This is a genomic window from Streptomyces sp. JL2001 (assembly GCF_050917515.1).
GTDB lineage: Bacteria > Actinomycetota > Actinomycetes > Streptomycetales > Streptomycetaceae > Streptomyces.
This window is the reverse complement of sequence record NZ_CP169421.1, coordinates 1,889,035-1,914,646: the sequence shown is the minus strand read 5'-3', so window position 1 is coordinate 1,914,646 and position 25,612 is coordinate 1,889,035. Positions and strand designations below refer to the sequence as shown.

The following is a 25,612-nucleotide window of genomic DNA, read 5'->3' as shown; positions in this document are numbered from 1 at the left end:
CACGACGGGGCGAAGGACGCCAGGGGCGGAGCCGACCGGCTCCGCCCCTGGCGTGCGTGCGTGCGGGGGACTCAGATGTCGCGGAAGATCTCGATCTGCGCGCCCACCGAGTTCAGGCGCTCCGCCAGCTCCTCGTACCCCCGGTTGATGACGTAGACGTTGCGGAGGACCGAGGTGCCCTCGGCCGCCATCATCGCGAGCAGGACCACCACCGCCGGGCGCAGGGCCGGCGGGCACATCATCTCGGCGGCGCGCCAGCGGGTCGGGCCCTCGACCAGGACGCGGTGGGGGTCGAGGAGCTGGAGGCGGCCGCCGAGCCGGTTGAGGTCGGTGAGGTAGATGGCGCGGTTGTCGTAGACCCAGTCGTGGATCAGGGTCTTGCCCTGGGCCGTCGCCGCGATCGCCGCGAAGAACGGCACGTTGTCGATGTTCAGGCCGGGGAACGGCATCGGGTGGATCTTGTCGATCGGCGCCTCCAGCTTGGAGGGGCGGACCGTCAGGTCGACCAGGCGGGTACGGCCGTTGTCGGCGGGGTACTCTGCGGAGCGGTCGTGGTCGAGGCCCATCTCCTCCAGGACCGCGAGCTCGATCTCCATGAACTCGATCGGGACGCGGCGGATCGTCAGTTCCGACTCGGTGACGACGGCGGCGGCCAGCAGGCTCATCGCCTCGACCGGGTCCTCGGAGGGGGAGTAGTCCACGTCCACGTCGATCTGCGGCACGCCGTGCACGGTCAGCGTGGTCGTGCCGATGCCGTCGACCCGGACGCCGAGCGCCTCCAGGAAGAAGCAGAGGTCCTGGACCATGTAGTTGGACGAGGCGTTGCGGATGACGGTGACGCCGTCGTGGCGGGCGGCGGCGAGCAGCGCGTTCTCGGTCACGGTGTCGCCGCGCTCGGTCAGCACGATCGGGCGGTCGGGGGAGACGGCCGGCTCGACCTGGGCGTGGTAGAGCCCCTCGGTCGCGGTGATGTCCAGACCGAAGCGGCGCAGCGCGATCATGTGCGGCTCGATCGTGCGGGTGCCGAGGTCGCAGCCGCCGGCGTACGGCAGCTTGAAGCGGTCGAGGCGGTGCAGCAGCGGGCCGAGGAACATGATGATCGAGCGGGTGCGGATCGCCGCCTCGGCGTCGATCGACTCCATGTCGAGCTCGGCGGGCGGCACGATCTCCAGGTCGACGCCGTCGTTGATCCAGCGGGTGCGCACGCCGATGGAGTTCAGGACCTCCAGCAGGCGGAAGACCTCCTCGATGCGGGCGACCCGGCGCAGCACCGTGCGGCCCTTGTTGAGGAGCGAGCCGCACAGCAGCGCGACACAGGCGTTCTTGCTCGTCTTGACGTCGATGGCGCCGGACAGCCGGCGGCGGCCCACCACGCGCAGGTGCATGGGGCCGGAGTAGCCGAGGGACACGATCTCGCTGTCGAGGGCTTCCCCGATGCGCGCGATCATCTCAAGACTGATGTTCTGGTTGCCGCGTTCGATCCGGTTGACGGCACTCTGGCTGGTGGCCAGTGCTTCGGCGAGCTGGGTCTGTGTCCAGCCGCGATGCTGACGGGCATCACGGATGAGCTTGCCGATTCGTACGAGGTAGTCGTCTGCCATGGCGTCACGTTATCTCAGATATGAGATGAGCCTGCCGTGAGGGTGGGCCATCAGGGTGACAGGCCGTGCGCGGTCGGGTGACGCGGTTCGTAGAGCGGGAGTTCGGTGCCGCTCGGCAGGCGCAGGGCGGCGAGCAGTCCCCACCCCTGATCGCTGACGGGCCGTGAGATCTCGGCTCCCCGGTCCTCCAGGGCGGTCAGCGTGCCCACGATGTCGTCGCACATCAGGTAGAGCTCGTGCTTCGGCCCGCCCTCGGTGGGGTGGACGGCCACCTCGGCGGGCGGCAGCGCGAACACGAGCCAGCCGCGGCCTGCGTCGACGTGGGGGAAGCCCAGTACGTCCCGGAGGAAGGCGCGGTCGGCCTCCGCGTCCGGGGTGTGGAGGATCACGTGCGCGCCACTGAACATGCTCCGATCGTCACCCCGGGGTCCGGTTCCGGCCATCGGGGGGCGTCCGGACGGGGAGGGGCCGGACGGGGGAGACCCGGCCCGACGGGAGGGAGGGTCCTCCCGCCATCCGCACCCCTTTCCCCGTCAGGGCAATTCGACCGAAAGGTGCCCGGAAAGGGCGCGAAGGAAGTCGAGCGCGTCGAACATCGCACCGGCCGAGGCGACTCCGACCGTCCTGGTCCGCCCCGTCAGGATCCGGGCCACCGCCTCCACCGCGAGCGGGGCGCTGACGGCGTAGATGTCCTGGCCGCTCGCCACGGCCCTCAGCTCCGTGTCGCCCGCGCGCACGAGTACGTCGACGAGGAAGGTCTGCGCGGACCGGCCGCGCGCGTCCACGGCGGCCGGGGCCGGGGTGTCGGCGGAGGAGAGGTCCCGGGCCGCCTCGGCGGCCATGTGGGTGCGGACGTCGGGGACGGCCAGGTGGCTGGGGACGGTGACCACGTCGGCCATGGTGAAGTCGCCGATCACGGGCCGGTCCCCCAGGGGGGCGGGGAAGTTCCACCGCAGGGTGGGCGAGGCGGCCTCGCCGTACTGCAGGCGCCCGTCGCGGAAGCGGACGTGCCGGCCGTCCCTGCGCTGCCGCGAGACCGCCCCCGCCGTGCGCGTGCCGGGCGTGGGGTGCCAGCTGCTCAGCCCGTACGCCACGTGGGCCTCGTCGGCCGCCGTGCGGTCGCCCATCGCCGCGGTCACCAGCAGGTCGCCGAGGCCGCCGAAGAAGGCCATCGCGGGGACCACCGGGACACCGGCGGCCCGGGCGGGCTCCGCGAACCGGGCGAAGGTGTCGACGTTGGCCTCGATCTCGGCCGCCACGTCCACGTACGGGATCCCGGCCCGCAGCGCCGCCTCGATCACCGGGGCAGCGGTCTCGGCGAAGGGCCCGGCGGAGTTGATCACCGCGTCGGCGCCGGCCAGCGCCCGGTCCAGGGAGGCAGGGTCGTCCACCGAGGCGGTCCGGACGTCGAGCCCCGGGTGGGAGGCCGCCAGCGCGTCCAGCTTGCCGGCGTCACGGCCGGACGCCACGGGGACGAAGCCGCGGTCCAGCAGCTCCGCCACCACGAAGCGCCCGGTGTGCCCGTACGCGCCGAACACCGCGACCTTCCGCCCCCGTGCCGAATCCGCCGCCGCCGTCGATGCCGATGTCATGGGTTGCTCCCCCGTCGTCTTCCGTCTGGCCTGTCCGATACGGAAATTCTGTCGCCGGGGGCCGGCCGGGACGAGTGTCCGGAACGACATGGCCCGTACACTTCCGGACATGGACAAGGTCGCGCTGGCCGTCACGGACGGCATGCTGCACTTCGAACTCTCCGTGGCGTCCGAGGTGTTCGGGGGAGCCCCGTACGACCTCACCGTCTGCGGGCCGGGCCCGGTGCGGGTCGGCCGCTTCCGGCTGGAGCCCGACGCGGGCCTCGACGGGCTCCGGGACGCCGGCACGGTGATCGTCCCGGGGTGGGCCGACGTGGACGTCGACCCGCCCGTCGAGCTGGTCGACGCGGTGCGCGCCGCACACGAGGCGGGCGCGCGGGTGGCCTCGCTGTGCACGGGCGCGTTCGTCCTGGCCGCGGCGGGGCTGCTGGACGGCCGGCGCGCGACGACGCACTGGGCGCACACCGATGTGCTGGCCGCCCGCCACCCCCTGGTGGAGGTCGATCCGGACGTGCTCTACGTCGACAACGGCACCGTGCTCACCTCGGCGGGCAAGGCCGCGGCGATGGACCTCTGCCTGCACCTGGTCCGCCTCGACCACGGATCCGCGTTCGCCAACACGGTCGCCCGCCGTCTGGTCGTGCCCCCGCACCGGGCGGGCGGCCAGGCCCAGTTCGTCACCGCGCCCGTGCCCGCCCGGGACGACCACCCGCTCGCGGACCTGCTGCCCTGGGTGATCGAGCGGCTCGACCAGCCGCTGACCGTGGAGGACCTGGCGCGCCGGGCGAACATGAGCTCGCGCCACCTCGGCCGTCACTTCCGCTCGGTGACCGGCACCACCCCGCTCCAGTGGCTGCTGAACCAGCGGATCCGGCGCGCCCAGGAGCTCCTCGAATCCACCGGTGACAGTGTCGACGCCGTGGCGGAGGCCACCGGCATGGGTACGGCCACGACGCTGCGCCGCCATTTCAACCGCACCCTGGGCGTCCCCCCGGACGCCTACCGGCGTACCTTCCGGCGTACGCGGGCGGCCGCCGGGTGACGCGGCATGGGAGCGATCACACGCATGCCGGGCATGACCGAGGGGCGGGGATGCACTAGAGTTATCTCGACATCGAGATAACTGCTTGCGGCGCACCGCAGCCGCCCACTCGGTAAGGGTTACCTAACTAAGCCTTACCTTAGCGGATCGGCGTGGAGCCGTGGCGGCAGCATGGCGGTAGAACGCGCACATTGATGAAGGAGACTGTCGTGTCGGCGAACAGCTTCGACGCCCGCAGCACGCTGCAGGTGGGCGACGAGTCGTACGAGATCTTCAAGCTGGACAAGGTGGAGGGCTCGGCCCGCCTCCCCTACAGCCTGAAGGTGCTGCTGGAGAACCTGCTCCGCACCGAGGACGGCGCGAACATCACCGCCGACCACATCCGTGCGCTGGGTGGCTGGGACTCGCAGGCTCAGCCGAGCCAGGAGATCCAGTTCACGCCGGCCCGCGTGATCATGCAGGACTTCACCGGCGTGCCCTGTGTCGTCGACCTCGCCACCATGCGTGAGGCCGTCAAGGAGCTCGGTGGCGACCCGGCGAAGATCAACCCGCTCGCCCCGGCCGAGCTGGTCATCGACCACTCCGTCATCGCCGACAAGTTCGGCACGAAGGAAGCCTTCGGCCAGAACGTCGAGCTGGAGTACGGCCGCAACAAGGAGCGCTACCAGTTCCTGCGCTGGGGCCAGACCGCCTTCGACGAGTTCAAGGTCGTCCCGCCCGGCACCGGCATCGTCCACCAGGTCAACATCGAGCACCTGGCCCGTACGGTCATGGTCCGCAACGGCCAGGCGTACCCCGACACCCTCGTCGGCACCGACTCGCACACCACCATGGTCAACGGCCTCGGCGTGCTCGGCTGGGGCGTCGGCGGCATCGAGGCCGAGGCCGCGATGCTCGGCCAGCCGGTCTCGATGCTCATCCCGCGCGTCGTCGGCTTCAAGCTGACCGGTGAGCTCACCCCCGGCACCACCGCCACCGACCTCGTCCTCACGATCACCGAGATGCTGCGCAAGCACGGCGTCGTCGGCAAGTTCGTCGAGTTCTACGGTGAGGGCGTCGCCGCGACCTCCCTGGCCAACCGCGCCACCATCGGCAACATGTCGCCGGAGTTCGGCTCCACCGCCGCGATCTTCCCGATCGACGGCGAGACCCTGAACTACCTCAAGCTCACCGGCCGCTCCGAGCAGCAGGTCGCGCTCGTCGAGGCGTACGCCAAGGAGCAGGGCCTCTGGCTCGACCCGGCCGCCGAGCCCGACTTCTCCGAGAAGCTGGAGCTCGACCTCTCCACGGTCGTCCCCTCCATCGCCGGCCCGAAGCGCCCGCAGGACCGCATCGTCCTCGCGAAAGCCGCGGAGCAGTTCGCCCAGGACGTCCGCAACTACGTCGACACCGCCGACGAGGCGGGCGAGGAGTCCTTCCCGGCTTCCGACTCCCCGGCGCAGACCAACGGCGTCCCGTCGAACCCGGTCCAGGTGACCGCCCCCGACGGCAGCACCTACACGATCGACCACGGCGCCGTCACCGTCGCCGCGATCACCTCCTGCACCAACACGTCGAACCCGTACGTCATGGTCGCCGCCGCGCTCGTCGCGAAGAAGGCCGTGGAGAAGGGCCTGACCCGCAAGCCGTGGGTCAAGACCACCCTCGCCCCGGGCTCGAAGGTCGTGACCGACTACTTCGACAAGGCGGGTCTGACCCCCTACCTCGACAAGGTCGGCTTCAACCTCGTCGGCTACGGCTGCACCACCTGCATCGGCAACTCCGGCCCGCTGCCGGACGAGGTCTCCAAGGCCGTCAACGAGCACGACCTCGCGGTCACCTCGGTCCTCTCCGGCAACCGGAACTTCGAGGGCCGCATCAACCCCGACGTCAAGATGAACTACCTGGCCTCCCCGCCGCTGGTCGTCGCGTACGCCCTCGCGGGTTCCATGAAGGTGGACATCACCAAGGACGCGCTCGGTGTCGACCAGGACGGCAAGCCCGTCCACCTGGCCGACATCTGGCCGACCGAGGCCGAGGTCAACGAGGTCGTGGCCAGCGCCATCGGCGAGGACATGTTCAACAAGTCCTACCAGGACGTCTTCGCGGGCGACGCCCAGTGGCAGGCGCTGCCGATCCCGACCGGCAACACCTTCGAGTGGGACACCGAGTCCACCTACGTCCGCAAGCCCCCTTACTTCGAGGGCATGACGATGGAGACCACCCCGGTCACCGACATCGTCGGCGCGCGCGTCCTGGCCAAGCTGGGCGACTCGGTCACCACCGACCACATCTCCCCGGCCGGTGCCATCAAGGCCGACACCCCGGCCGGCCAGTACCTCACCGAGCACGGTGTGGAGCGTCGTGACTTCAACTCCTACGGCTCGCGCCGAGGCAACCACGAGGTCATGATCCGCGGCACGTTCGCCAACATCCGCCTGCGCAACCAGATCGCGCCGGGCACCGAGGGCGGCTACACCCGCGACTTCACGAAGGACGGCGCCCCGGTGTCGTTCATCTACGACGCCTCGCGCAACTACATCGAGCAGGGCACCCCGCTCGCGATCCTGGCGGGCAAGGAGTACGGCTCCGGTTCGTCCCGTGACTGGGCCGCCAAGGGCACCGCGCTGCTCGGCGTCAAGGCCGTCATCGCCGAGTCGTACGAGCGCATCCACCGCTCGAACCTCATCGGCATGGGCGTCCTGCCGCTGCAGTTCCCGGAGGGCCACTCGGCCGAGACCCTCGGTCTGACCGGCGAGGAGACCTTCTCCTTCACCGGCGTCGAGGAGCTCAACAACGGCGTCACCCCGCGCACGGTCAAGGTCAGCACCGACACCGGTGTCGAGTTCGACGCGGTCGTCCGCATCGACACCCCCGGTGAGGCGGACTACTACCGCAACGGCGGCATCATGCAGTACGTGCTCCGCAACCTGATCCGCGGCTAGCACACGCCGAAAGGGCCCGCACCCCGTCCGGGGGTGCGGGCCCTTTCCGCTGTCACCGGGCGTCAGCCCAGCAGCTCGACCTCCGCCAGCGCGCCGCCCGTACCCGCGGCCACCAGACGGTACTTCGCGTACGAGCCCGGCGCCGCGACCGAGAAGGCCCGGGTCTGGCGGTCCCAGGCGAAGGACTCCTCCGAGCGCCGGTCCAGGTCGGTCCAGGTCGTGCCGTCCGCCGAACCCTGCAGGACCCAGCCGGCCGGGGCCCGGTCCCGGGCGGACGAGGTCAGCGTGTACTGCACCGCGCGGACCGGCTTCGCCACCGGCAGCTCCACCGACGCGACGGGCGCCTCCGTGGCCGAGGTGTCGTCGAAGAGCGCGCCCGTCCCGGTCAGCAGGTCCGCCCGGGGCGAGGGCACCTTGTCGTCCCGGGTGATGGAGACCGGACCCGCCGCGGCGCCGCTGCCCCAGGACGAGGGCTTCGGACCCATGTCGAAGGTCAGCCGGCCGCCCTTGGCCAGCAGGGCGTGCGGCAGCGCCGTCGAGTCCCAGCGCTTGCCGTCGACCTTCAGGCCCTGGACGTACACGTTCTTCGCACTGTTCCGCGGCGCCTCCACGACCAGCGTGCGGCCGTTGTCCATCCGCAGCGTCACCTTCTTGAACAGCGGCGAGCCGATCGCGTACTCCCCGCTGCCCATGACCAGCGGGTAGAAGCCGAGCGAGGAGAAGAGGTACCAGGCGGACTGCTCGCCGTTGTCCTCGTCGCCGTGGTAACCCTGCCCGATCTCGCTGCCCGTGTAGAGCCGGGAGAGCACCTCGCGGACCTTCTCCTGCGTCTTCCAGGGCTGCCCGGCCGCGTCGTACATGTACGGCACGTGGTGCGCGACCTGGTTCGAGTGCCCGTACATGCCCATCCGGACGTCCCGGGCCTCGGTCATCTCGTGGATGACGCTTCCGTACGAGCCGACGAACTCCGGGCTCGCCGTCTCCGGCGTGGCGAAGTAGGTGTCGAGCTTCTTGCCCAGACCGGCCCGCCCGCCGTACAGGTTGGCCAGGCCGCGCGAGTCCTGCGGGGCCGTGAAGGCGTAGCCCCAGCCGTTGGTCTCGGTGTAGTCGTAACCCCAGATCCGCGGGTCGAACCGCGCCGAGGGCACCCGCCAGTCGCCCTTCAGGTCGCGCCCCTGGAAGAACCCGGCCTCGGAGTCGAAGAGCGACACGTACCTCTGCGCCCGGGAGAGGAAGTAGGCCGCCTCCTCCTGGTACCGCTTCTTGCCGGTCTTCTTGTGCAGCGCCTCGGCCATCTTCGCGATGCCGTAGTCGTTGAGGTAGCCCTCCAGCGACCACGACAGACCCTCGTGGGTCTCGGTCGAGGCGTAGCCGAGGAACGGCGAGGTCTCCATGCCCTTGCGGCCCACGCCGCGGCTCGGCGGCACGACGGTCGCGTTCTTCAGCGCGGCCTCGTACGCCGCCTCCGCGTCGAAGTCCACGCCCTTGACGAACGCGTCGGCGAACGCCACGTCGGAGGAGGTGCCGGTCATCAGGTCGGCGTAGCCGGGGGAGGACCAGCGGGAGATCCAGCCCCCGTCCTTGTACTGCTGGACGAAGCCGTCCACCAGCTCACCGGCCTTGTTCGGGGTGAGGAAGGAGTAGGCGGGCCAGGTCGTGCGGTAGGTGTCCCAGAAGCCGTTGTTGACGTACACCTTCCCGTCCACGATCTTCGCGCCCGTCCGGGTCGGGGTGTCCGGTCCGGTCATGGGGGAGAAGGGGCTGGCGTACTGGAGCTTCGTGCCGACCTTCTCGAAACCGGAGTTGGGGTACAGGTACAGCCGGTACAGGCTGGAGTAGAGGGTGACCAGCTGGTCGTGGGTCGCCCCCTCCACCCGGACCCGGTCCAGGATCGCGTCCCAGGCGTCCTGCGCCCGCTCCCTGACCCGCTCGAAGGAGGTGCCGGCGGGTATCTCGTCCGCGAGGTTCGCCTTCGCCTGGTCGACGGAGATCAGCGAGGTCGCCAGGCGCAGGGTGACCGTGCGGTCGTCGCCCGCGTCGAAGCGGAAGTGGCCCTTCACGCCCTGTGCGGCGGAGGAGGTGACCGGCGCGTCGAAGACGCCGTACACGAACATCCGGGTGGCGCCCGTCGACAGACCGCTCTTCACGTCGGAGTAGCCGGTGAAGGAGCTCGTCGCCGGGTCCAGCGTCAGACCGCCCTCCTCGGTCACGTTGTCGAAGACGACGCCCGCGTCCTGGCCCGGATAGGTGAAGCGCATCGTCGCCGCGTGGTCGGCCGGGGCCAGCTCGGCCTTCAGACCGTTCTCGAAGGTGACGCCGTAGTAGTGCGGCCGGGCCGTCTCCTTCTCGTGGCGGAAGGCGAGGGCCCGCTTGACCCGGTCGGTCTCCGGAGCCCCGGCCGCCGCTGACGGCATGACCTGGAAGGTCTGCCGGTCACCCATCCACGGGCTCGGTTCGTGGCTGGCGGCGAAGGCCTGGACGGCCGGCAGGTTGTCGGCGTTGTTCCCCCGCGCGTACTCGTACAGCCAGCTCTTGGACGCGGAGTTGGTCACCGGCGTCCAGAAGTTGAAGCCGTGCGGGACCGCCGTCGCGGGGAAGGTGTTGCCCCGCGAGAACGATCCGCTGGAGTTGGTGCCGCGGGTCGTGGAGGCGTAGTCCGAGAGCCGGTCGAGCTGCTTCTCCGGAGCCCGGGGCCGCAGCGAGACGTCGTCGATCCAGCCCTGGAACTTCGCCGGGCCCTTCGGGGAGTCGTACGCCACCAGGATCCGGTCGACCGTCTTGCCGGCCGCGACCTGGCCGATCCCGGCGGTCACCTGGTTCCACTGGTTGACGTAGAGCCGCTTCGCGGCCCCCTGTCCCTGCGGGGTGAGCAGCCCGCCGTGCGTGTCGGTGGCGCGCAGCCCGCTCAGGTACGTGCCGTCGGTGAAGGCCAGGTCCACCGCCACGTTCGTGGCCGGATAGGCGAGGTCCGTCTCCGCCAGGGCCGGGAAGATCCGGTAGGACAGCTCGGTGTTCCGGACGACGGCCGTGTTCACGTCGAAGACCTTGTTGTACGAGTACGCGTGGCCGTCCGCCTTGTGCGTACCGGCGTAGCGCAGCGCCCGCGTGCCCGTGAAACCGGCGTTGGCCTTGGCGGTGGGGGAGCCGCCCGGGCCGCGGTCGACCTGGCTGCGCATCTCCTCGGGGACGGGAACGCTGGTGTCCCCGTTCGAGAACTGAACGTCGGCGAGCTGGGTGAGGCCCGCGCCGGCGTTCTTCGTGATCTCCAGGCGGTAGTGGGCGTACGCCGTGTCGTTCGCGAAGTCGAACGTCCTCGTCTCGAAGCGCTTGGAGAAGGTCTGGCCCTCGCGGCCGTCGAGGACCTTCCACTCCTTGCCGTCCGCCGAGCCCTTCAGGGTCCAGTCGCGGGGGTCGCGCTCGGCGGCGTCGTTGGCCGAGGTCAGTGCGTAGGTGACGACCTTGACGGGGGCGTCCAGGTCGAACTCGATCCACGCGGTCGGCTCGAACACCAGCCACTTGGTGCCGCTCTGGAGGTCGACCAGGTTCTCCTTGGTCTCTCCCGAGGCCGCGTTCTCGCCGCTGGCGCGCAGCGCTGTCACCCGGTCGGTGACATTGCCCGGTATTCCACCGGCGAAGCCGCCGTCGACCCCGGATGCCTTCTTCGTGCCGTCCGGTCCGACTTCGATGGTGTTGCGCCAGGTCGGCTGGATTTCATTCGTCTCGAAGGAATTCGAGAACTCCCGTTCCGGCTGGCCCGGTCGGGAGGGAAGAGCGTGGGATGTGGTGGGTGTCGCGGCGACGAGAAGAGCGGCGGTCGCCAGTAGTGCGGCTGCTGGAATGTGTGCCTGTCGAGGTCTCGGTCCGGGGCGAAGTCGGGCCTGCATACCGTGTCGTCACTCCCGCTGCTGTAGTTAGACAACGTTGTCAACTGAAAGGCGCAGGAACCAGTAGGGGTCCAAGTGGTGCCGGGTGTCAAGGGTGTTCACGGCAATGCCGGGGATGAACCGGTGCAGATGAGTCGCGGATATCCCCGAGGTCTCAACTCGGGAAAGACTGCCGCTCAAACCCGCTTTCGATCTTGCTCCGGCGGCGGGAAGTGGACTATACCTGTCGGCGTCCGGGCCAGTCGGGGAGAACGGCGACCGGGCGAGGTACGCACGCACGACGCTGCACCGCGCAGCACTTCGTATGACGACTGCACGACCCAAGCTGCAATGGAATGCGGTGGCGGGGCCCTTCGCCTGAGGCGAGCAGTACGGGCGACCGGTACACCGCCTGAGTCCTGAATGAAGGCGAGGACTTGAGCATGGGATCCACCTCCGCGCACAACCACGAGGGCCTCGGCCGCCGCGATCTGATCAAGCGCTCCGCCGCTCTCGGTCTGATCTCGGTGCCGACGATGAGCTTCCTGTCCGCCTGCGCGAGCAGCGACAGCGGCAGCAACGACAAGGTCGAGAAGGGGACCAAGTCGGACAAGAACCCGCTCGGCGTGAACGAGTCGGCCCCGCTCGACTTCGTCCTCTTCGACGGCGGCTTCGGCCAGCAGTACGCCAAGGACGCGGTGAAGGTCTACGAGACCAACTACCCCAAGGCGAAGGTCAAGTTCGCGGCCACGCAGAAGATCACCACCGAGCTGCAGCCGCGCTTCAACGGCGGCAACCCGCCGGACCTGATCGACAACTCCGGTGCCGAGCAGATGGACATGGGTGTCCTCGTCGGCAAGAAGCAGCTGGCCGACCTCACGCCGCTGCTGGACGCCCCCTCCGTCGACGACCCGACCAAGAAGGTCCGCGACACCCTGCGTCCGGGCATCGTGGAGATGGGCCAGTTCGACGGCGACCCGGTCTGGATCATGTACTACGCGTACACGGTCTACGGCGTCTGGTACTCCCAGAAGGCGCTCGACTCGCTCGACGCCAAGTACCCCGAGACCTGGGACGAGATGCTGGCCGTCTGCGAGAAGGCCAAGAAGAAGGGCATCGCGGGCTGGACCTACGCCGGCAAGCACCCGTACTACATCCCCTTCTCGCTGTACCCGATGATCGCCAAGGTCGGTGGCCGCGAGGTCCTGGACGCTATCGACAACCTGGAGCCGAAGGCCTGGGAGCACCCCGCGGTCAAGGCCTGTTTCGAGGCCTACTACGAGCTCCAGAGGAAGGGCTACATCCTCCAGGGCACCCCGGGCCTCGACCACATCCAGTCGCAGACCGCCTGGACCGAGGGCAAGGCGCTCTTCATCCCGAACGGCTCGTGGGTGGAGAACGAGGCCGCCAAGACCATGCCGGCGGACTTCAACCTCGCCGTCTCGGCGCCGACCGGCATCGACGCGTCCGACAAGATGCCCTTCGGCACCATCTGGGCCTCGGGCGGCGAGCCCTTCATCGTCCCGGCCAAGGCGAAGAACGTCGAGGGCGGCATGGAGCAGCTGCGCATCATGCTCAGCGAGGCCTCCTCGAAGAACTTCACCAAGTCCGTGAAGTCCCTGACCGCGTTCAACGGCGGCACCGACGGCCTCGACCTGACCCCGGGTCTGAAGTCCGGTGTGGCGGCGCTCGACAAGGCCGGCCAGAACGTCGTCAACCCCCGTCTGCAGGACTGGTACGTGGCCCTGCAGAAGGAGAAGATCGGTGTCGCCGGCATCGGCGAGATGATGGCCGGCCGCGCGACCCCGGCCGAGACGATCAAGAAGATCCAGAAGTTCGCCGACGAAGCGGCCAAGGACTCCTCCATCAAGCACTACAAGCACCAGTGAGCTGTGCCGGGGCCCCTTCCCGCCGACCGGGAGCGGGCCCCGGCTCCTTGCGTCCGGCACTCACGCCACGCACGGCACCAGCGGCTTCTCCGCGGGAAGATCGGGGTCGGTAGGAATGCAACACGGCAAGTACCGTTTCATCGTGGGGTTCCTGGCGGTCCCCCTGGCCATGTACGCGTTGTTCGTCATATGGCCCTTCGTCCAGTCCATCTACTACTCGTTCACGGACTGGAGCGGACTCAGCCCCGAATTCCAGATGGTCGGGTTCGACAACTACACCCGGCTGCTGGACGACGACGTCTTCTGGAAATCGCTCCAGCACAGCCTGACCCTCGCGATCGTGCTGCCGCTGGTCACCGTCGGCCTGGCGCTGTTCTTCGCGTTCATGCTCAACGTCGGCGGTCGGCGCCGGAAGGGAGCGGCCGTCGCCGGTGTCCGGGGCTCCTCCTTCTACAAGATCGTCTACTTCTTCCCGCAGGTGCTGTCGATCGCGATCGTCGCGCTCCTCTTCCAGTTCGCGTACAACCCGAACAGCGGCGCGATCAACTCCGTGCTCAAGGGCGTCGGACTCGGCAGCGTCCAGCCGGACTGGCTGGGCGACCCGGACCTCGCCCTCATCTGCGTGATGGTCGTCCTCGTCTGGTCCACGGTCGGCTTCTTCGTGGTCCTCTTCTCCGCGGGCATGGCGTCCATCCCCAGGGACTTCTACGAGGCGGCGCTGCTCGACGGCGCGAACCGGTTCACCACCTTCTTCAGGATCACGCTGCCGCTGCTCTGGGACACCGTGCAGTCCGGCTGGATCTACATGGGCATCCTGGCGCTCGGCGCGGAGTCCTTCGCCGTCGTCCAGATCATGACGGTGGGCCCCAACGGCGGCGGCCCGGACTACTCCACCATCGTCATGCCGCTGTACGTCTACCAGAAGGCCTTCCGGGACGGTCAGGCCGCCTACGCAACAACGATCGGTGTCGCGCTGCTCGTCGTCACGCTGGCCTTCGCGGCGGTCGTGATGCGGTTCGGCCGGCGCGAGCGGCTGGAGTACTGATGAAGACCACCGACACCCCGTCCACCGGAACCGGCGACCTGCCGGGCCCGCGCACCGCCGGCGACGCGCTGGTGAAGAAGGACGCCGCGCCGACCCCGCGCAAGGAGGGCAAGCGCGAGGGCGCGACGCTCAACGTCTTCTCCCACGGCGTCCTGATCATCTGGGCGATCATGGTGGTGATGCCGCTGCTGTGGGCGGTCATGACCTCGTTCAAGACCGACCGGGCGATCTTCACCTCGCCCTGGGCGCTGCCGGACAAGCTGCACTTCGAGAACTGGTCGCGCGCCTGGACCGAGGCGCACATGAGCGACTACTTCCTGAACACCATCCTGGTGGTGGGCGGCTCGCTCCTCGGCACCCTGCTCTTCGGCTCGATGGCGGCCTACGTGCTGGCCCGCTTCGAGTTCCCGGGCAACCGCTTCATCTACTTCCTGTTCATCGGCGGGATGAGCTTCCCGATCATCCTCGCGCTGGTGCCGCTCTTCTACGTCCTGCAGAACATGGCCCTGCTCAACACGCTGCACGGGCTGATCCTGGTGTACATCGCGTACTCGCTGCCGTTCACCGTCTTCTTCCTCACGGCCTTCTTCCGCACCCTGCCGACCTCGGTGGCGGAGGCGGCCTTCGTGGACGGCGCGTCGCACACCCGCACCTTCTTCCAGATCATGCTGCCGATGGCCAAGCCGGGTCTGATCAGCGTCGGCATCTTCAACTTCCTCGGGCAGTGGAACCAGTACCTGCTGCCGACCGTGCTCAACACCGAGCCGGAGCAGAAGGTGCTCTCGCAGGGCCTGGTGCAGCTCGCGGTCAGCCAGGGCTACAAGGGCGACTGGTCCGGACTCTTCGCCGGCCTGGTGATGGCGATGCTGCCGGTGCTCGCCGCCTACATCGTCTTCCAGCGGCAGGTGGTGGCGGGACTCACCGCCGGCGCGGTGAAGTAGCCGCGGGCGCGGGCGCCCGCCCTTCCGAGGCGCCTCCCGGTCAACGGGCGTACGGACCGAGGCCCCGGCGGACTCTCCGCCGGGGCCTCGGTCCGTACGCCCTCGCGGCGTGTCCGGCGCGGCTCATCCGAGCCTTGCCCCGCTCAAGGTCTTGACGGGGAACACCCCGAAAGGCTCCCCTTAGAGTTCACAAGTTGGAGAAGGAGCCGGGGTCCACACGGGCGTGCCCCCGGCCGGGGCGGTGCTCGCACCGCCCACCACAGGCGGGAGTGGATGAGTCGATGGAGACTCCGGGGTCGCAGACGTCTCTGCACAGGGCCAATCTCGAACGGGTCGTCCGTGCGGTACGGATGGCCGGTTCGCTCACCCAGGCGGAGATCGCCCGTGCCACGGGCCTGTCGGCCGCCACGGTGTCCAACATCGTGCGGGAGTTGAAGGACGGCGGAACGGTCGAGGTCACGCCGACCTCCGCCGGTGGCCGGCGGGCCCGCAGCGTCTCCCTCTCGGGTGACGCGGGCGTCGTCATCGGGGTCGACTTCGGCCACACCCACCTGCGCGTCGCCGTGGGCAACCTCGCCCACCAGGTGCTCGCCGAGGAGTCGGAGCCGCTGGACGTCGACGCGTCCTCGGCCGAGGGCTTCGACCGGGCGGAACAGCTGGTCAAACGCCTCATCGAGGCCACCGGCATCGGCCAGGGCAAGGTCATCGGCGTCGGGCTCGGCGTGCCGGGCCCGATCGACGTCTCCTCCGGCACGCTGGGCTCCACCTCGATCCTGCCGGGCTGGACCGGGATCAACCCCGCCGACGAGCTCTCCGGCCGGCTGGGGGTGCCCGTGTACGTCGACAACGACGCCAACCTCGGCGCCCTGGGCGAGCTGGTCTGGGGCAGTGGCCGGGGGGTCAAGGACCTGGCCTACATCAAGGTGGCCAGCGGTGTCGGCGCCGGTCTGGTGATCGACGGGCGCGTGTACCGGGGCCCCGGAGGCACCGCGGGGGAGATCGGGCACATCACCCTCGACGAGTCCGGCCCGGTGTGCCGCTGCGGCAACCGGGGCTGCCTGGAGACCTTCACGGCGGCCCGCTACGTCCTGCCCCTGCTCCAGCCCAGCCATGGGCCCGACCTGACCATGGAGCGGGTCGTCCAGCTGGCGCGGGAGGGCGATCCGGGCTGCCGCCGGGTGGTGGCGGACGTCGGCCGCCACATCGGCAGCGGTATCGCCAACCTCTGCAACCTCCTGAACCCCAGCCGTGTGGTGCTCGGAGGCGATCTGGCGGAGGCCGGCGAGCTGGTGCTCGCGCCGATCCGCGACTCCGTGTCGCGGTATGCCATCCCCAGCGCCGCACGCCAGCTGTCGCTCGCGCCCGGGGCGCTCGGCGGCCGGGCCGAGGTGCTCGGCGCGCTGGCCCTCGTACTGAGCGAAATGGGCGATTCGACCCTGTTGGAGAGTGCCCCGCCGGCCTCGTCGCCCGCCTCCAAGCCTGCCTTCACTTAGATAACGAAAGGCACCGTTGTCATCTCGTTAAGAATTTACTTCTTGACGTCGGTGTTGCGGCCGAGTTGACTTCGTGCCACCTCGGCCGCAACGTCGCGGCCTCGTCAGGGAGGCAACCCCACATGAACGCAATGACGCGCCGCATCGTCATAGGCACGGCCGCGGTCTCGATGGCTCTCTCCGTCGCCGCTTGTGGCAAGGCGGGCGACAGCGACTCGGGCAACGGCGGTGGCGACAGCAAGACCATCGGTCTGCTGCTGCCGGAGAACAAGACCACGCGCTACGAGACCTTCGACCGCCCGATCATCGAGGCGAAGATCAAGGCCCTGTGCTCCGACTGCGAGGTCAAGTACAACAACGCCGCGCAGGACACCGAGACGCAGAAGAAGCAGTTCGACGCGCTCGTCACGCAGGGCGTGAAGGTCATCATCCTGGACTCGGTCGACTACAAGGCCACCAAGTCCTGGGTGCAGCAGGCCGAGAAGAAGGGCGTCAAGGTCGTCGCGTACGACCGTCTGGCCGAGGGCCCGATCTCCGCCTACGTCTCGTACGACAACGAGAAGATCGGCCGCCTCCAGGGCGAGGGCCTGGTCGCCGCGCTCGGCGACAAGGCGAAGGACGCCAACGTTGTCATGATCAACGGTTCGCCGACCGACCCGAACGCGCCGCTGTTCAAGAAGGGCGCCCACAGCGTCCTCGACACGGCCGTCAAGAAGGTCGTCTACGAGCAGGACATCCCGGACTGGTCCCCGGACGAGGCCAACAAGAAGATGGGTGCCGCCATCGACTCGCTGGGCAAGACGGGCTTCCAGGGCGTCTACTCCGCGAACGACGGCATGGCCGGCGGCATCATCACCGCCCTCTCCAAGCAGGGCATCAAGGTCCCGGTCGGCGGCCAGGACGCCGAGCTCGCCGGTCTGCAGCGACTCCTGACGGGCGACCAGTCCTTCACGATCTACAAGCAGATCAAGCCGGAGGCCGAGACCACCGCCGAGATCGCCGTCAAGCTCCTCAAGGGCGAGAAGATCGACGACCTGGTCCCGACCAAGGTCACCAGCCTGACCGGTGAGTTCAAGGACATCCCGGCGAAGCTGTACGACGCCCAGATCGTGACCAAGGACAAGATCGCCTCCACGATCATCGCCGACGGCGTCTACAAGGCCGCCGACATCTGCACCGCCGAGTACAAGGCGGCCTGCGAGGCGGCGGGCATCAAGTAGCCCGCCCCCCGGCCGGGCCGTCCGGCCCCCACGCGTGTCCCCCCGTGCGCGCGTTCCGGACGGCCCGCCAGAACCGGTCCGGCGTCTCCCGCCCCGTTCAACGCCCCGCAAGCGGGGGCGGGACGCCGGACTTCTCTCGCACCCCGAGTGCTCCCCCTGCACCACCATCCCCGCCGGTCAGGCGGCGAAGGAGATGATTCACGTGTCCGCTACGCCCGTGCTGGCGTTGCGCGGGGTCTCCAAGCGATTCGGCGCCGTCCAGGTGCTCACCGATGTCGAACTGGAGATCCATGCCGGAGAGGTTGTCGCCCTGGTCGGCGACAACGGCGCCGGCAAGTCGACCCTCGTCAAGACGATCTCGGGTGTCCACCCGATCGACGAGGGCACCATCGAGTGGGACGGCCGCCCCGTCCAGATCACCAAGCCGCACGACTCCCAGAACCTCGGAGTCGCGACCGTCTACCAGGATCTGGCGCTCTGCGACAACCTCGACGTCGTCGCCAACCTCTTCCTCGGCAGTGAGCTGCGCTCCGCGTCCGTCCTCGACGAGATCGCGATGGAGAAGCGCGCCAAGGAGCTGCTGGACACCCTGTCCATCCGCATCCCCAGCGTCCGCATCCCCGTCGCCGCCCTCTCCGGCGGACAGCGTCAGGTCGTGGCCATCGCCCGCGCCCTGATCGGCGACCCGAAGGTCGTCATCCTGGACGAGCCCACCGCCGCCCTCGGCGTCGAGCAGACCGCACAGGTGCTCGACCTGGTGGAGCGGCTGCGCGAGCGTGGCCACGGAGTCATCCTCATCAGCCACAACATGGCCGACGTCCGCGCCGTCGCGGACCGCGTCGCCGTGCTCCGCCTCGGCCGCAACAACGGTGACTTCAAGGTCGCCGAGACCAGCCACGAGACGATCATCGCCGCCATCACCGGTGCCACGGACAACGCCGTGACCCGTCGGCAGGCCCGTACGGCCTCGGCAGCGGCCACGAAGGAGGACGCGAAGTGAGCGACCTCGCCAAGACCCCCGAGACGCCCGCCGAGAGCGAGGCGCCCGCCGAGACCGCGACGCCGGCCGAGACCGCGACGCCGGCCGAGACCACGGTGCCGGCCCAGGCCGCCCCCGCCGATGCCGCCGCCCCCATCCCCACCGTCGACCCGCGCCTGCTGGTCCGCCAGGAGGGCTTCAAGGGCTACTGGAGCGAGTTCTCCCGCAAGATCCGCGGCGGTGAGCTGGGCTCGCTGCCCGTCGTCCTGGGCCTGATCGTCATCGCGATCGTCTTCCAGGTGCAGAACAACAACTTCCTGTCCGCGAGCTCCGTCGCGAACATCGCGGTGTACTCCTCCGGCCTCGGCATCATGGCCGTCGGCATCGTCTTCGTCCTCATCCTGGGCGAGATCGACCTCTCCATGGGTTCGGTCGCGGGCGTCGGCGCCGCCGTCTGGGCGGTGCTCAACGTCACCAACGGCATGAACGACCTGCTCTCCGTGGTCATCGCGGTGGCCTCCGGTCTGCTCATCGGCCTGCTGCACGGCTTCTTCTTCGCCAAGATCGGCGTCCCGGCCTTCGTGGTCACCCTCGCCGGCTTCCTCGGCTGGAGCGGTCTGCAGATCTGGCTCATGGGCAAGGAGGGCTCGATCAACGCGCCCACCGGCTCGATCGTCGAGAACCTCACCGCGTACTACTTCGAGGACAAGGGCGCCGCCTACGGTCTGGCCGCCGTCGCCGTCCTCGCCTACGCCGGCTCGCTGCTGCTCGACGCCAAGCGCCGCAAGGCCGCGGCCCTGCCGTCCCGCCCCACCAGCGAGATCGTGCTCCGCACGGGCGTCGTCGCGATCCTCTGCTTCGTCGTCGCCTACGTGCTGAACGAGCCCGAGGGCGCCCGCGGCCTGCCGCTCGCCCTGGTCCTCTTCGTGGCCGTCCTGGTGATCGCCGACTTCGTCGCCCGTCGCACCCTGTTCGGCCGCAAGGTCTTCGCGGTCGGCGGCAACGCCGAGGCCGCCCGCCGCGCCGGCATCAACGTGGACCGCATCCGGATCCTCGTCTTCGGCCTGTCGGGCATGCTGGCCGCCTTCGGCGGTCTCTTCGTGGCCAGCCTCTCCGGCGGCGCCACCAAGAGCCTGGGCAGCGGCAACACCCTGATGCTCGTCATCGCCGCCGCCGTCATCGGCGGCACCAGCCTCTTCGGCGGCCGCGGCAAGGTCTGGTCCGCGCTCCTGGGCATGATCGTCATCCAGTCGATCCAGCAGGGCCTGAACATGATCGGCATGGCCAACGAGATCCAGTTCATGATCACCGGCGCGGTGCTCCTCGCCGCCGTCGTGATCGACTCGGTCTCCCGCCGCACGCAGAAGACCGCGGGACGCGCGTGACGACGACGGGCGAACAGCCTTTCGCGTAACGAACCCCACAGTTCCCGGCGCCGCAGAACCGGCGCCGGGAACTGCCGCGTCTGGACCCGTGTACCGCCCCGTAGGCTCGGCGGTGTGTCGGCCATTCGAGTGGCGCGCACCCCGCCGCCCGATGACCGAGGTCGGGAGCGGAACATTAGACTCGACCAAACCGGCAAGCTCGACCAGCTCAAACGCAAGGAGGCACGGGTGGCTCTGCTGACCCGTATCAGGGGACCGCGCGATCTGGACCGGCTGTCCCCGGAACAGCTGGAACAGCTGGCCGAGGAGATCCGGACGTTTCTCGTGGACGCCGTCTCCAAGACCGGTGGCCACCTCGGCCCCAACCTCGGCGTGGTCGAGCTGACCATCGCCCTGCACCGCGTCTTCGACTCCCCGAAGGACAAGGTCCTCTTCGACACCGGCCACCAGAGCTACGTGCACAAGCTGCTCACCGGCCGCCAGGACTTCTCCAAGCTCAAGATGAAGGGCGGGCTCTCCGGCTACCCCTCGCAGGCGGAGTCCGAGCACGACGTCATCGAGAACTCGCACGCCTCGACCGTCCTGGGCTGGGCCGACGGCCTCGCCAAGGCCAACGAGGTCCTGCGGAAGGACGACCACGTCGTCGCGGTCATCGGCGACGGCGCGCTGACCGGCGGCATGGCCTGGGAGGCGCTGAACAACATCGCCGCGGCCAAGGACCGCCCGCTCGTCATCGTCGTCAACGACAACGAGCGCTCCTACGCCCCGACCATCGGCGGCCTCGCCAACCACCTGGCCACCCTGCGCACCACCGACGGCTACGAGCGCTTCCTCGCCCGCGGCAAGGACATCCTGGAGCGCACCCCCGTCGTCGGCAAGCCCCTCTACGAGACGCTGCACGGCGCCAAGAAGGGCCTGAAGGACTTCATCGCGCCGCAGGGCATGTTCGAGGACCTGGGGCTGAAGTACGTCGGCCCGATCGACGGCCACGACATCGAGGCGCTGGAGTCCGCGCTGACCCGGGCCAAGCGGTTCGGCGGCCCGGTGATCGTGCACTGCCTGACCGAGAAGGGCCGCGGCTACCAGCCCGCCCTCGCGGACGAGGCCGACCGCTTCCACGCCGTCGGCAAGATCCACCCCGACACCGGCCTGCCGATCGCCTCCTCCGGCGCCGACTGGACCTCGGTCTTCGGCGAGGAGATGGTCAAGCTCGGCAAGGAGCGCGCGGACATCGTCGCGATCACCGCGGCCATGCTCCAGCCGGTCGGCCTCGACAAGTTCGCCAAGGCCTACCCCGAGCGGGTGTACGACGTCGGCATCGCCGAGCAGCACGCCGCGGTCTCGGCGGCCGGCCTGGCCACCGGCGGACTCCACCCGGTCTTCGCCGTCTACGCCACCTTCCTCAACCGCGCCTTCGACCAAGTCCTGATGGACGTGGCGCTGCACAGGTGCGGCGTCACCTTCGTCCTGGACCGGGCCGGTGTCACCGGCACGGACGGCGCCTCCCACAACGGCATGTGGGACATGTCGATCCTCCAGGTCGTCCCCGGCCTGCGGCTCGCCGCCCCACGCGACGCCGACCAGGTGCGCGCCCAGCTGCGCGAGGCCGTCGAGGTCACCGACGCCCCCACCGTCGTCCGCTTCTCCAAGGGCGCCGTCGGCCCCGCCGTACCGGCCCTGCGCCGGGTCGGCGGGATGGACGTGCTCCGTGAGCCCGGCAGCGACGTCCCCGACGTCCTGCTGGTGTCGGTCGGCGCGCTCGCGCCGATGTGCCTGGAGATCGCCGACCTCCTCGACAAGCAGGGCATCACCACCACCGTCGTCGACCCCCGCTGGGTCAAGCCGGTCGACGAGGCCATGGCGCCGCTCGCCGAGCAGCACCGGGTCGTCGTCACCGTCGAGGACAACAGCCGGGTCGGCGGTGTCGGCTCGGCCGTCGCACAGGCCCTGCGCGACGCCGGCGTCGACGTGCCGCTGCGCGACTTCGGCATCCCGCCGCGCTTCCTCGACCACGCCTCCCGCAAGGAGGTCATGGCGGAGATCGGCCTGACGGCGCCGGACATCGCCCGCCAGGTCACCGGTCTGGTCTCGCGGCTGGACGGGCGCTACGAGGGCAGCAGCCAGGCCGTGGAGCCCGCGCGCGACTGACCGCCCGCGACACAGCGTCACCGTTGGGCCGGTCGGACCATTCCCAGGAGAGTTCGACCGGCCCATTCGTGTGAAACCCGTTCCCCCGGCGCGCGCCGCACCCCGACCCTCTCGATCATGGGTGCTGGGACCGACCGCACGGAGGTACGACGGTGAGTACGGACCAGCAGCCAAGCAGGTCGTCAGGAATGTTCCGGACCAAGTCGATCGAACAGTCGATCCGGGACACCGAGGAGCCAGAGCACGCGCTGAAGAAATCGCTGTCCGCCTGGGACCTGATGGTCTTCGGCGTCGGCGTCATCATCGGCACCGGCATCTTCGTGCTCACCGGCAAGGTGGCCAAGGAGAACGCCGGCCCGGCCACCGCGCTGGCCTTCGTCGCGGCCGGCATCGTCTGCGCCCTGGCGGCCCTCTGCTACGCGGAGTTCGCCTCGACGGTCCCGGTCGCCGGTTCGGCCTACACCTTCGCCTACGCGTCCATCGGCGAACTCCCGGCCTGGATCATCGGCTGGGACCTCGTCCTGGAGTTCGCGCTCGGCACCGCCGTCGTCGCGGTCGGCTGGTCCGGCTACGTGCGCTCCCTGATGGACAACGTGGACTGGCACATGCCGGCCGCGCTGTCGGGGCCGGACGTCCCCGGCGGCACCTTCGACCTCCTGGCGTTCCTGCTGGTCCTGGTGCTGACCGTGGTCCTCGTCCTGGGCATGAAGCTCTCCGCCAACATCACCGCGGTCGTGGTGGCGATCAAGGTGACGGTCGTCATGATCGTGATCATCGCGGGCCTCTTCTTCATCGTGGGCGACAACTACGACCCCTTCATCCCCGACGCGGTCGCCCCGCCCGAGGGCACCTCCGGCTGGGACTCCCCGATGGTCCAGCTGATCTTCGGGTACGAGCCGACCAACTTCGGCGTCATGGGCATCTTCACCGCCGCCTCCGTCGTCTTCTTCGCCTTCATCGGCTTCGACGTGGTGGCCACCGCGGCCGAGGAGACCAAGGTCCCGCAGCGCGACATGCCGCGCGGCATCCTCGGCTCGCTGTTCATCTGCACCGTGCTCTACGTCGCCGTGGCCCTGGTCGTGACCGGCATGCAGCACTACACCGAACTGTCGGTCAGCGCGCCGCTGGCGGACGCGTTCAAGGCCGCCGGACACCCCTTCTACGCCGGTGTCATCAGCTTCGGCGCGGCCGTCGGCCTCACCACCGTCTGCCTCATCCTGCTGCTCGGCCAGACCCGGGTGTTCTTCGCGATGAGCCGTGACGGGCTGCTGCCGCGCTTCTTCTCGGTCACCCACCCGCGCTTCAAGACCCCCTACCGGCCGACGATCCTGCTCGGCGTGGTCATCGCCATCGTGGCGGGCTTCACCAGCATCAACGAGCTCGCGACCCTGGTGAACATCGGCACGCTCTTCGCCTTCGTGGTCGTCGCGGTCGGCGTGATGGTCCTGCGCCGCACCCGGCCGGACCTGCACCGCGCCTTCCGCACCCCGTGGGTCCCGGTGCTGCCGATCCTGTCGATCGCGGCCTCGTTCTGGCTGATGCTCAACCTGCCCGGCGAGACCTGGTTCCGGTTCGCCGTGTGGATGGTCATCGGCATCGTCGTGTACTTCCTCTACGGACGTAAGCACAGCCGACTCGGCAAGGCGGGTCAGGACGCCCTGTACTAGGACGACCCCACCCAGGACCCACGACCACCGTCCCGGGCCCGCAGAAGCCCGTCCAGGGCCTTCTGAGCGGGCATCACGGGGCGGTGGTCCAGTCCTCTCGGACGGCGCGCGGGCCGACGCACCGCGCGCCGTGCTCGTTCACCCGCCTCCGCAGCTCGCGATCGGCCGTGACGACCACGCACCGCCGCCCCGACGCCTCGCGGGCCAGCTCCACGATCAGGTCGTCCCCGCTCCCGTCCGCCGCGGCGACCCGCACCTCCGCGGAGGGCTCCACGCCCCGCGCCCGGCCCTCCACGACCAGCACCACGTCGAGCGGCCCCGGCTCCTCCCGGAGCCCCCGCCGGGCCACCTCCGCAAGCCGGTCCCGCAGCCGTTCGGCCGCACCCCGCCGGTCCCGCCACCAGCCGTCCGGCACGGACCCGACGACATTGGCGCCGTCCACGATCAGTACAGGTCGGAGATGTTGCGGCATGTCCCCTGTCATGTCCCCTGCCCTTGCGATCTTGCGGCCTCCCGGCGGACGGTGAGAGGCGTCCCAGTGCTATTGTCGCCGCGATTTCAAGGTGTCAGGGAAGGTGGTCGCAGACCATGGCCGTGTGGTCCGCGCGCAGGTCGCAGAGCCGTAAGTCCGCTTCGGACGGTCAGGCCTCGGCGCCGAGCTCGCTCATGGGAGCCCAGCCGCAGAAGCTCACGCCCTCCGTGCCGATGAAGGATCCCGTCCCCGCCACCGCCGACTGGCTGGTGCGCGGCAAGGACGGCCGCCTCACCGCGTACGCCCCCGTCGACGGCGGCGTGCTGCGCTGGACCGAGAAGAACGTCGGCGGGCCCGAGTGGAGCGGCCCCGAACTGCTCCCCGCGCCGGGCCTCGTGCCGCACCTGTCGATCGTGCAGAGCCCGGAGGGCTACGTCTTCCTCACCGGTCTGCGCCGGCTGCCCGGCGGGAGCGACCACGTGGACGCCTCGATCGTGTACGCCGTGCAGTACCAGACGGGCCGGCCGCTGCGGGACTGGCACTCCCTCAACAGCCCCTACACCTCCAAGGACAACCGGCACCTCGCCGCCGAACTCGGCCTGCCGTCCGCGCTGGTCGACCCGGAGGGGTCGATGCACATGTTCGTCCGCAACGCCGGACGCGGGGTCAGCGGCCGCAGCCAGGAGACGACCGGGCGCTGGAAGGGCTGGGGCGACATCAAGGGCAGCGGGGTGTCCGGGACCGTCGCCGTGACCGTGAACGACGCCGGCCTGGCCGAGGTCTCCGCGCCGTGCGCGGACCGCGTGCTGCGGTGGAGCCAGCAGGAGCCCGGCTGGCGGATGCCGCGCGCCGACGAGCTGACCGAGGTCTCGGTCGCCGACGGTACGTTCACGGCGACCCGCACCGGACGCGAGACCGTCACCCGCTTCTGGCGCGACGCCGGCACCGGTGAGGTCGTCGCCTGGCGCCCCGGCGACCGGCCGCGTCCGCTGGGCGGCGGGTCGGGCACCGGTCCGGTCGCCCTGCTGCGCACCCCGGTCGACGGGGTGGACTGCACGCTGCTGGCCCAGCGCGACGCCTCGGGCCGGCCGGCCCTGGCGGCGTACCCGACCGAGACCGAGGGGGCGGGCCTGGAGTGGTCGCAGACCGGCGAGGTCTGCGCGGGCGCCCCGGCGATGGCCCTGGACGGACTCGGCCGGGTGGTCCTGGCGGCGATCGGCGAGGACGGCGCGCTGCGCGTCACGCGCCAGAAGGAGGAGTCGGGCCTGGCGATGGAGGCCTGGACCCGCGTCTGAGGACGCGGCGCACCGCGCGTCTCCCCGAAGGCACCGGCCCGGGATCCCGAGAGGGA

At 69.8% G+C, this 25,612-nt stretch carries 17 protein-coding genes; 12 read left to right on the top strand and 5 right to left on the bottom strand.

The genetic code is table 11. The features are described from left to right. Positions 1-71: 71 nt before the first annotated feature. From ACE1OA_RS08325 to ACE1OA_RS08315, 3 genes are all read right to left on the bottom strand, one after another. Positions 72-1,601 (bottom strand): helix-turn-helix domain-containing protein, encoded by a 1,530-nt coding sequence (locus tag ACE1OA_RS08325; RefSeq protein WP_147980625.1) that lies wholly within the window; start codon positions 1,599-1,601, stop codon positions 72-74. A gap of 50 nt (positions 1,602-1,651) precedes the next feature. Next, a complete protein-coding gene (locus tag ACE1OA_RS08320) occupies positions 1,652-2,008 on the bottom strand; it encodes a VOC family protein (protein WP_356607545.1) in 357 nt (118 codons plus the stop codon). A 126-nt stretch (positions 2,009-2,134) separates the two neighbouring features. Beyond that, positions 2,135-3,193 (bottom strand): saccharopine dehydrogenase family protein, encoded by a 1,059-nt coding sequence (locus tag ACE1OA_RS08315; protein WP_432752566.1) that lies wholly within the window; start codon positions 3,191-3,193, stop codon positions 2,135-2,137. Between the two features lie 109 nt (positions 3,194-3,302). Here ACE1OA_RS08315 and ACE1OA_RS08310 point away from each other — a divergent pair, with 109 nt between their 5' ends. Both ACE1OA_RS08310 and acnA read left to right on the top strand, forming a co-directional pair. Further along, positions 3,303-4,235, top strand: a complete 933-nt coding sequence (locus ACE1OA_RS08310) for a helix-turn-helix domain-containing protein (protein WP_356607541.1) — start codon at positions 3,303-3,305, stop codon at positions 4,233-4,235. Positions 4,236-4,444: 209 nt separating this feature from the next. After that, positions 4,445-7,159, top strand: a complete 2,715-nt coding sequence (acnA, locus tag ACE1OA_RS08305; protein WP_432752565.1) for an aconitate hydratase AcnA — start codon at positions 4,445-4,447, stop codon at positions 7,157-7,159. A 62-nt stretch (positions 7,160-7,221) separates the two neighbouring features. Here the strand turns inward: acnA and ACE1OA_RS08300 are convergent, their stop codons facing one another. Continuing rightward, positions 7,222-11,043: a GH92 family glycosyl hydrolase gene (locus ACE1OA_RS08300; RefSeq protein WP_356778911.1), complete on the bottom strand. Its 3,822-nt coding sequence runs from the start codon at positions 11,041-11,043 to the stop codon at positions 7,222-7,224. A 422-nt stretch (positions 11,044-11,465) separates the two neighbouring features. Between ACE1OA_RS08300 and ngcE the strand changes: the two genes are divergently transcribed. The 9 genes from ngcE to ACE1OA_RS08255 all read left to right on the top strand — a co-directional run bounded on the left by ngcE (position 11,466) and on the right by ACE1OA_RS08255 (position 23,789). Then, positions 11,466-12,911, top strand: a complete 1,446-nt coding sequence (gene ngcE, locus ACE1OA_RS08295) for an N-acetylglucosamine/diacetylchitobiose ABC transporter substrate-binding protein (protein WP_356607535.1) — start codon at positions 11,466-11,468, stop codon at positions 12,909-12,911. Between the two features lie 115 nt (positions 12,912-13,026). After that, a complete protein-coding gene (locus ACE1OA_RS08290; RefSeq protein WP_384867574.1) occupies positions 13,027-13,956 on the top strand; it encodes a carbohydrate ABC transporter permease in 930 nt (309 codons plus the stop codon). Next, positions 13,956-14,897: a carbohydrate ABC transporter permease gene (locus ACE1OA_RS08285; RefSeq protein WP_432752564.1), complete on the top strand. Its 942-nt coding sequence runs from the start codon at positions 13,956-13,958 to the stop codon at positions 14,895-14,897. Before ACE1OA_RS08290 ends, ACE1OA_RS08285 begins: the two co-directional genes overlap by 1 nt. Before the next feature lie 281 nt (positions 14,898-15,178). Further along, positions 15,179-16,390 (top strand): ROK family transcriptional regulator, encoded by a 1,212-nt coding sequence (locus tag ACE1OA_RS08280; protein ID WP_356607529.1) that lies wholly within the window; start codon positions 15,179-15,181, stop codon positions 16,388-16,390. A gap of 122 nt (positions 16,391-16,512) precedes the next feature. After that, complete coding sequence (locus ACE1OA_RS08275; protein WP_384875311.1) at positions 16,513-17,610, top strand: substrate-binding domain-containing protein; 1,098 nt, start codon at positions 16,513-16,515, stop codon at positions 17,608-17,610. Positions 17,611-17,803: 193 nt separating this feature from the next. Continuing rightward, complete coding sequence (locus ACE1OA_RS08270) at positions 17,804-18,610, top strand: ATP-binding cassette domain-containing protein (protein ID WP_147980617.1); 807 nt, start codon at positions 17,804-17,806, stop codon at positions 18,608-18,610. Continuing rightward, positions 18,607-19,974 carry a sugar ABC transporter permease gene (locus ACE1OA_RS08265; RefSeq protein WP_432752563.1) on the top strand — a complete coding sequence of 456 codons (1,368 nt, stop codon included), beginning with the start codon at positions 18,607-18,609 and terminating at the stop codon, positions 19,972-19,974. The genes ACE1OA_RS08270 and ACE1OA_RS08265 overlap by 4 nt, the downstream gene beginning before the upstream one ends. Positions 19,975-20,202: 228 nt before the next feature. After that, complete coding sequence (gene dxs / locus ACE1OA_RS08260; protein ID WP_356607527.1) at positions 20,203-22,122, top strand: 1-deoxy-D-xylulose-5-phosphate synthase; 1,920 nt, start codon at positions 20,203-20,205, stop codon at positions 22,120-22,122. A 188-nt stretch (positions 22,123-22,310) separates the two neighbouring features. Further along, on the top strand, positions 22,311-23,789 hold the full coding sequence (locus tag ACE1OA_RS08255) for an amino acid permease (protein WP_356607525.1): 1,479 nt from the start codon (positions 22,311-22,313) through the stop codon (positions 23,787-23,789). A 73-nt stretch (positions 23,790-23,862) separates the two neighbouring features. On the opposite strand, the gene ACE1OA_RS08250 is transcribed toward ACE1OA_RS08255, so the two are convergent. Continuing rightward, on the bottom strand, positions 23,863-24,261 hold the full coding sequence (locus ACE1OA_RS08250; protein WP_386545423.1) for an NTP pyrophosphohydrolase: 399 nt from the start codon (positions 24,259-24,261) through the stop codon (positions 23,863-23,865). A gap of 116 nt (positions 24,262-24,377) precedes the next feature. On the opposite strand from ACE1OA_RS08250, the gene ACE1OA_RS08245 reads away from it, so the two are divergent. Next, positions 24,378-25,556: a hypothetical protein gene (locus ACE1OA_RS08245; RefSeq protein ID WP_432752562.1), complete on the top strand. Its 1,179-nt coding sequence runs from the start codon at positions 24,378-24,380 to the stop codon at positions 25,554-25,556. Positions 25,557-25,612: the final 56 nt, after the last annotated feature.

Excerpts from the sequence above, each read along its gene's own strand:
- ACE1OA_RS08325 (WP_147980625.1), bottom strand. The coding sequence starts at position 1,601 with ATGGCAGACGACTACCTCGTACGAATCGGCAAGCTCATCCGTGATGCC.
- ACE1OA_RS08320 (WP_356607545.1), bottom strand. The coding sequence starts at position 2,008 with ATGTTCAGTGGCGCGCACGTGATCCTCCACACCCCGGACGCGGAGGCC.
- ACE1OA_RS08315 (WP_432752566.1), bottom strand. The coding sequence starts at position 3,193 with ATGACATCGGCATCGACGGCGGCGGCGGATTCGGCACGGGGGCGGAAG.
- ACE1OA_RS08310 (WP_356607541.1), top strand. The coding sequence starts at position 3,303 with ATGGACAAGGTCGCGCTGGCCGTCACGGACGGCATGCTGCACTTCGAA.
- ACE1OA_RS08300 (WP_356778911.1), bottom strand. The coding sequence starts at position 11,043 with ATGCAGGCCCGACTTCGCCCCGGACCGAGACCTCGACAGGCACACATT.
- ngcE (WP_356607535.1), top strand. The coding sequence starts at position 11,466 with ATGGGATCCACCTCCGCGCACAACCACGAGGGCCTCGGCCGCCGCGAT.
- ACE1OA_RS08290 (WP_384867574.1), top strand. The coding sequence starts at position 13,027 with ATGCAACACGGCAAGTACCGTTTCATCGTGGGGTTCCTGGCGGTCCCC.
- ACE1OA_RS08285 (WP_432752564.1), top strand. The coding sequence starts at position 13,956 with ATGAAGACCACCGACACCCCGTCCACCGGAACCGGCGACCTGCCGGGC.
- ACE1OA_RS08280 (WP_356607529.1), top strand. The coding sequence starts at position 15,179 with ATGGAGACTCCGGGGTCGCAGACGTCTCTGCACAGGGCCAATCTCGAA.
- ACE1OA_RS08275 (WP_384875311.1), top strand. The coding sequence starts at position 16,513 with ATGAACGCAATGACGCGCCGCATCGTCATAGGCACGGCCGCGGTCTCG.
- ACE1OA_RS08270 (WP_147980617.1), top strand. The coding sequence starts at position 17,804 with ATGATTCACGTGTCCGCTACGCCCGTGCTGGCGTTGCGCGGGGTCTCC.
- ACE1OA_RS08255 (WP_356607525.1), top strand. The coding sequence starts at position 22,311 with ATGTTCCGGACCAAGTCGATCGAACAGTCGATCCGGGACACCGAGGAG.
- ACE1OA_RS08250 (WP_386545423.1), bottom strand. The coding sequence starts at position 24,261 with ATGCCGCAACATCTCCGACCTGTACTGATCGTGGACGGCGCCAATGTC.
- ACE1OA_RS08245 (WP_432752562.1), top strand. The coding sequence starts at position 24,378 with ATGGCCGTGTGGTCCGCGCGCAGGTCGCAGAGCCGTAAGTCCGCTTCG.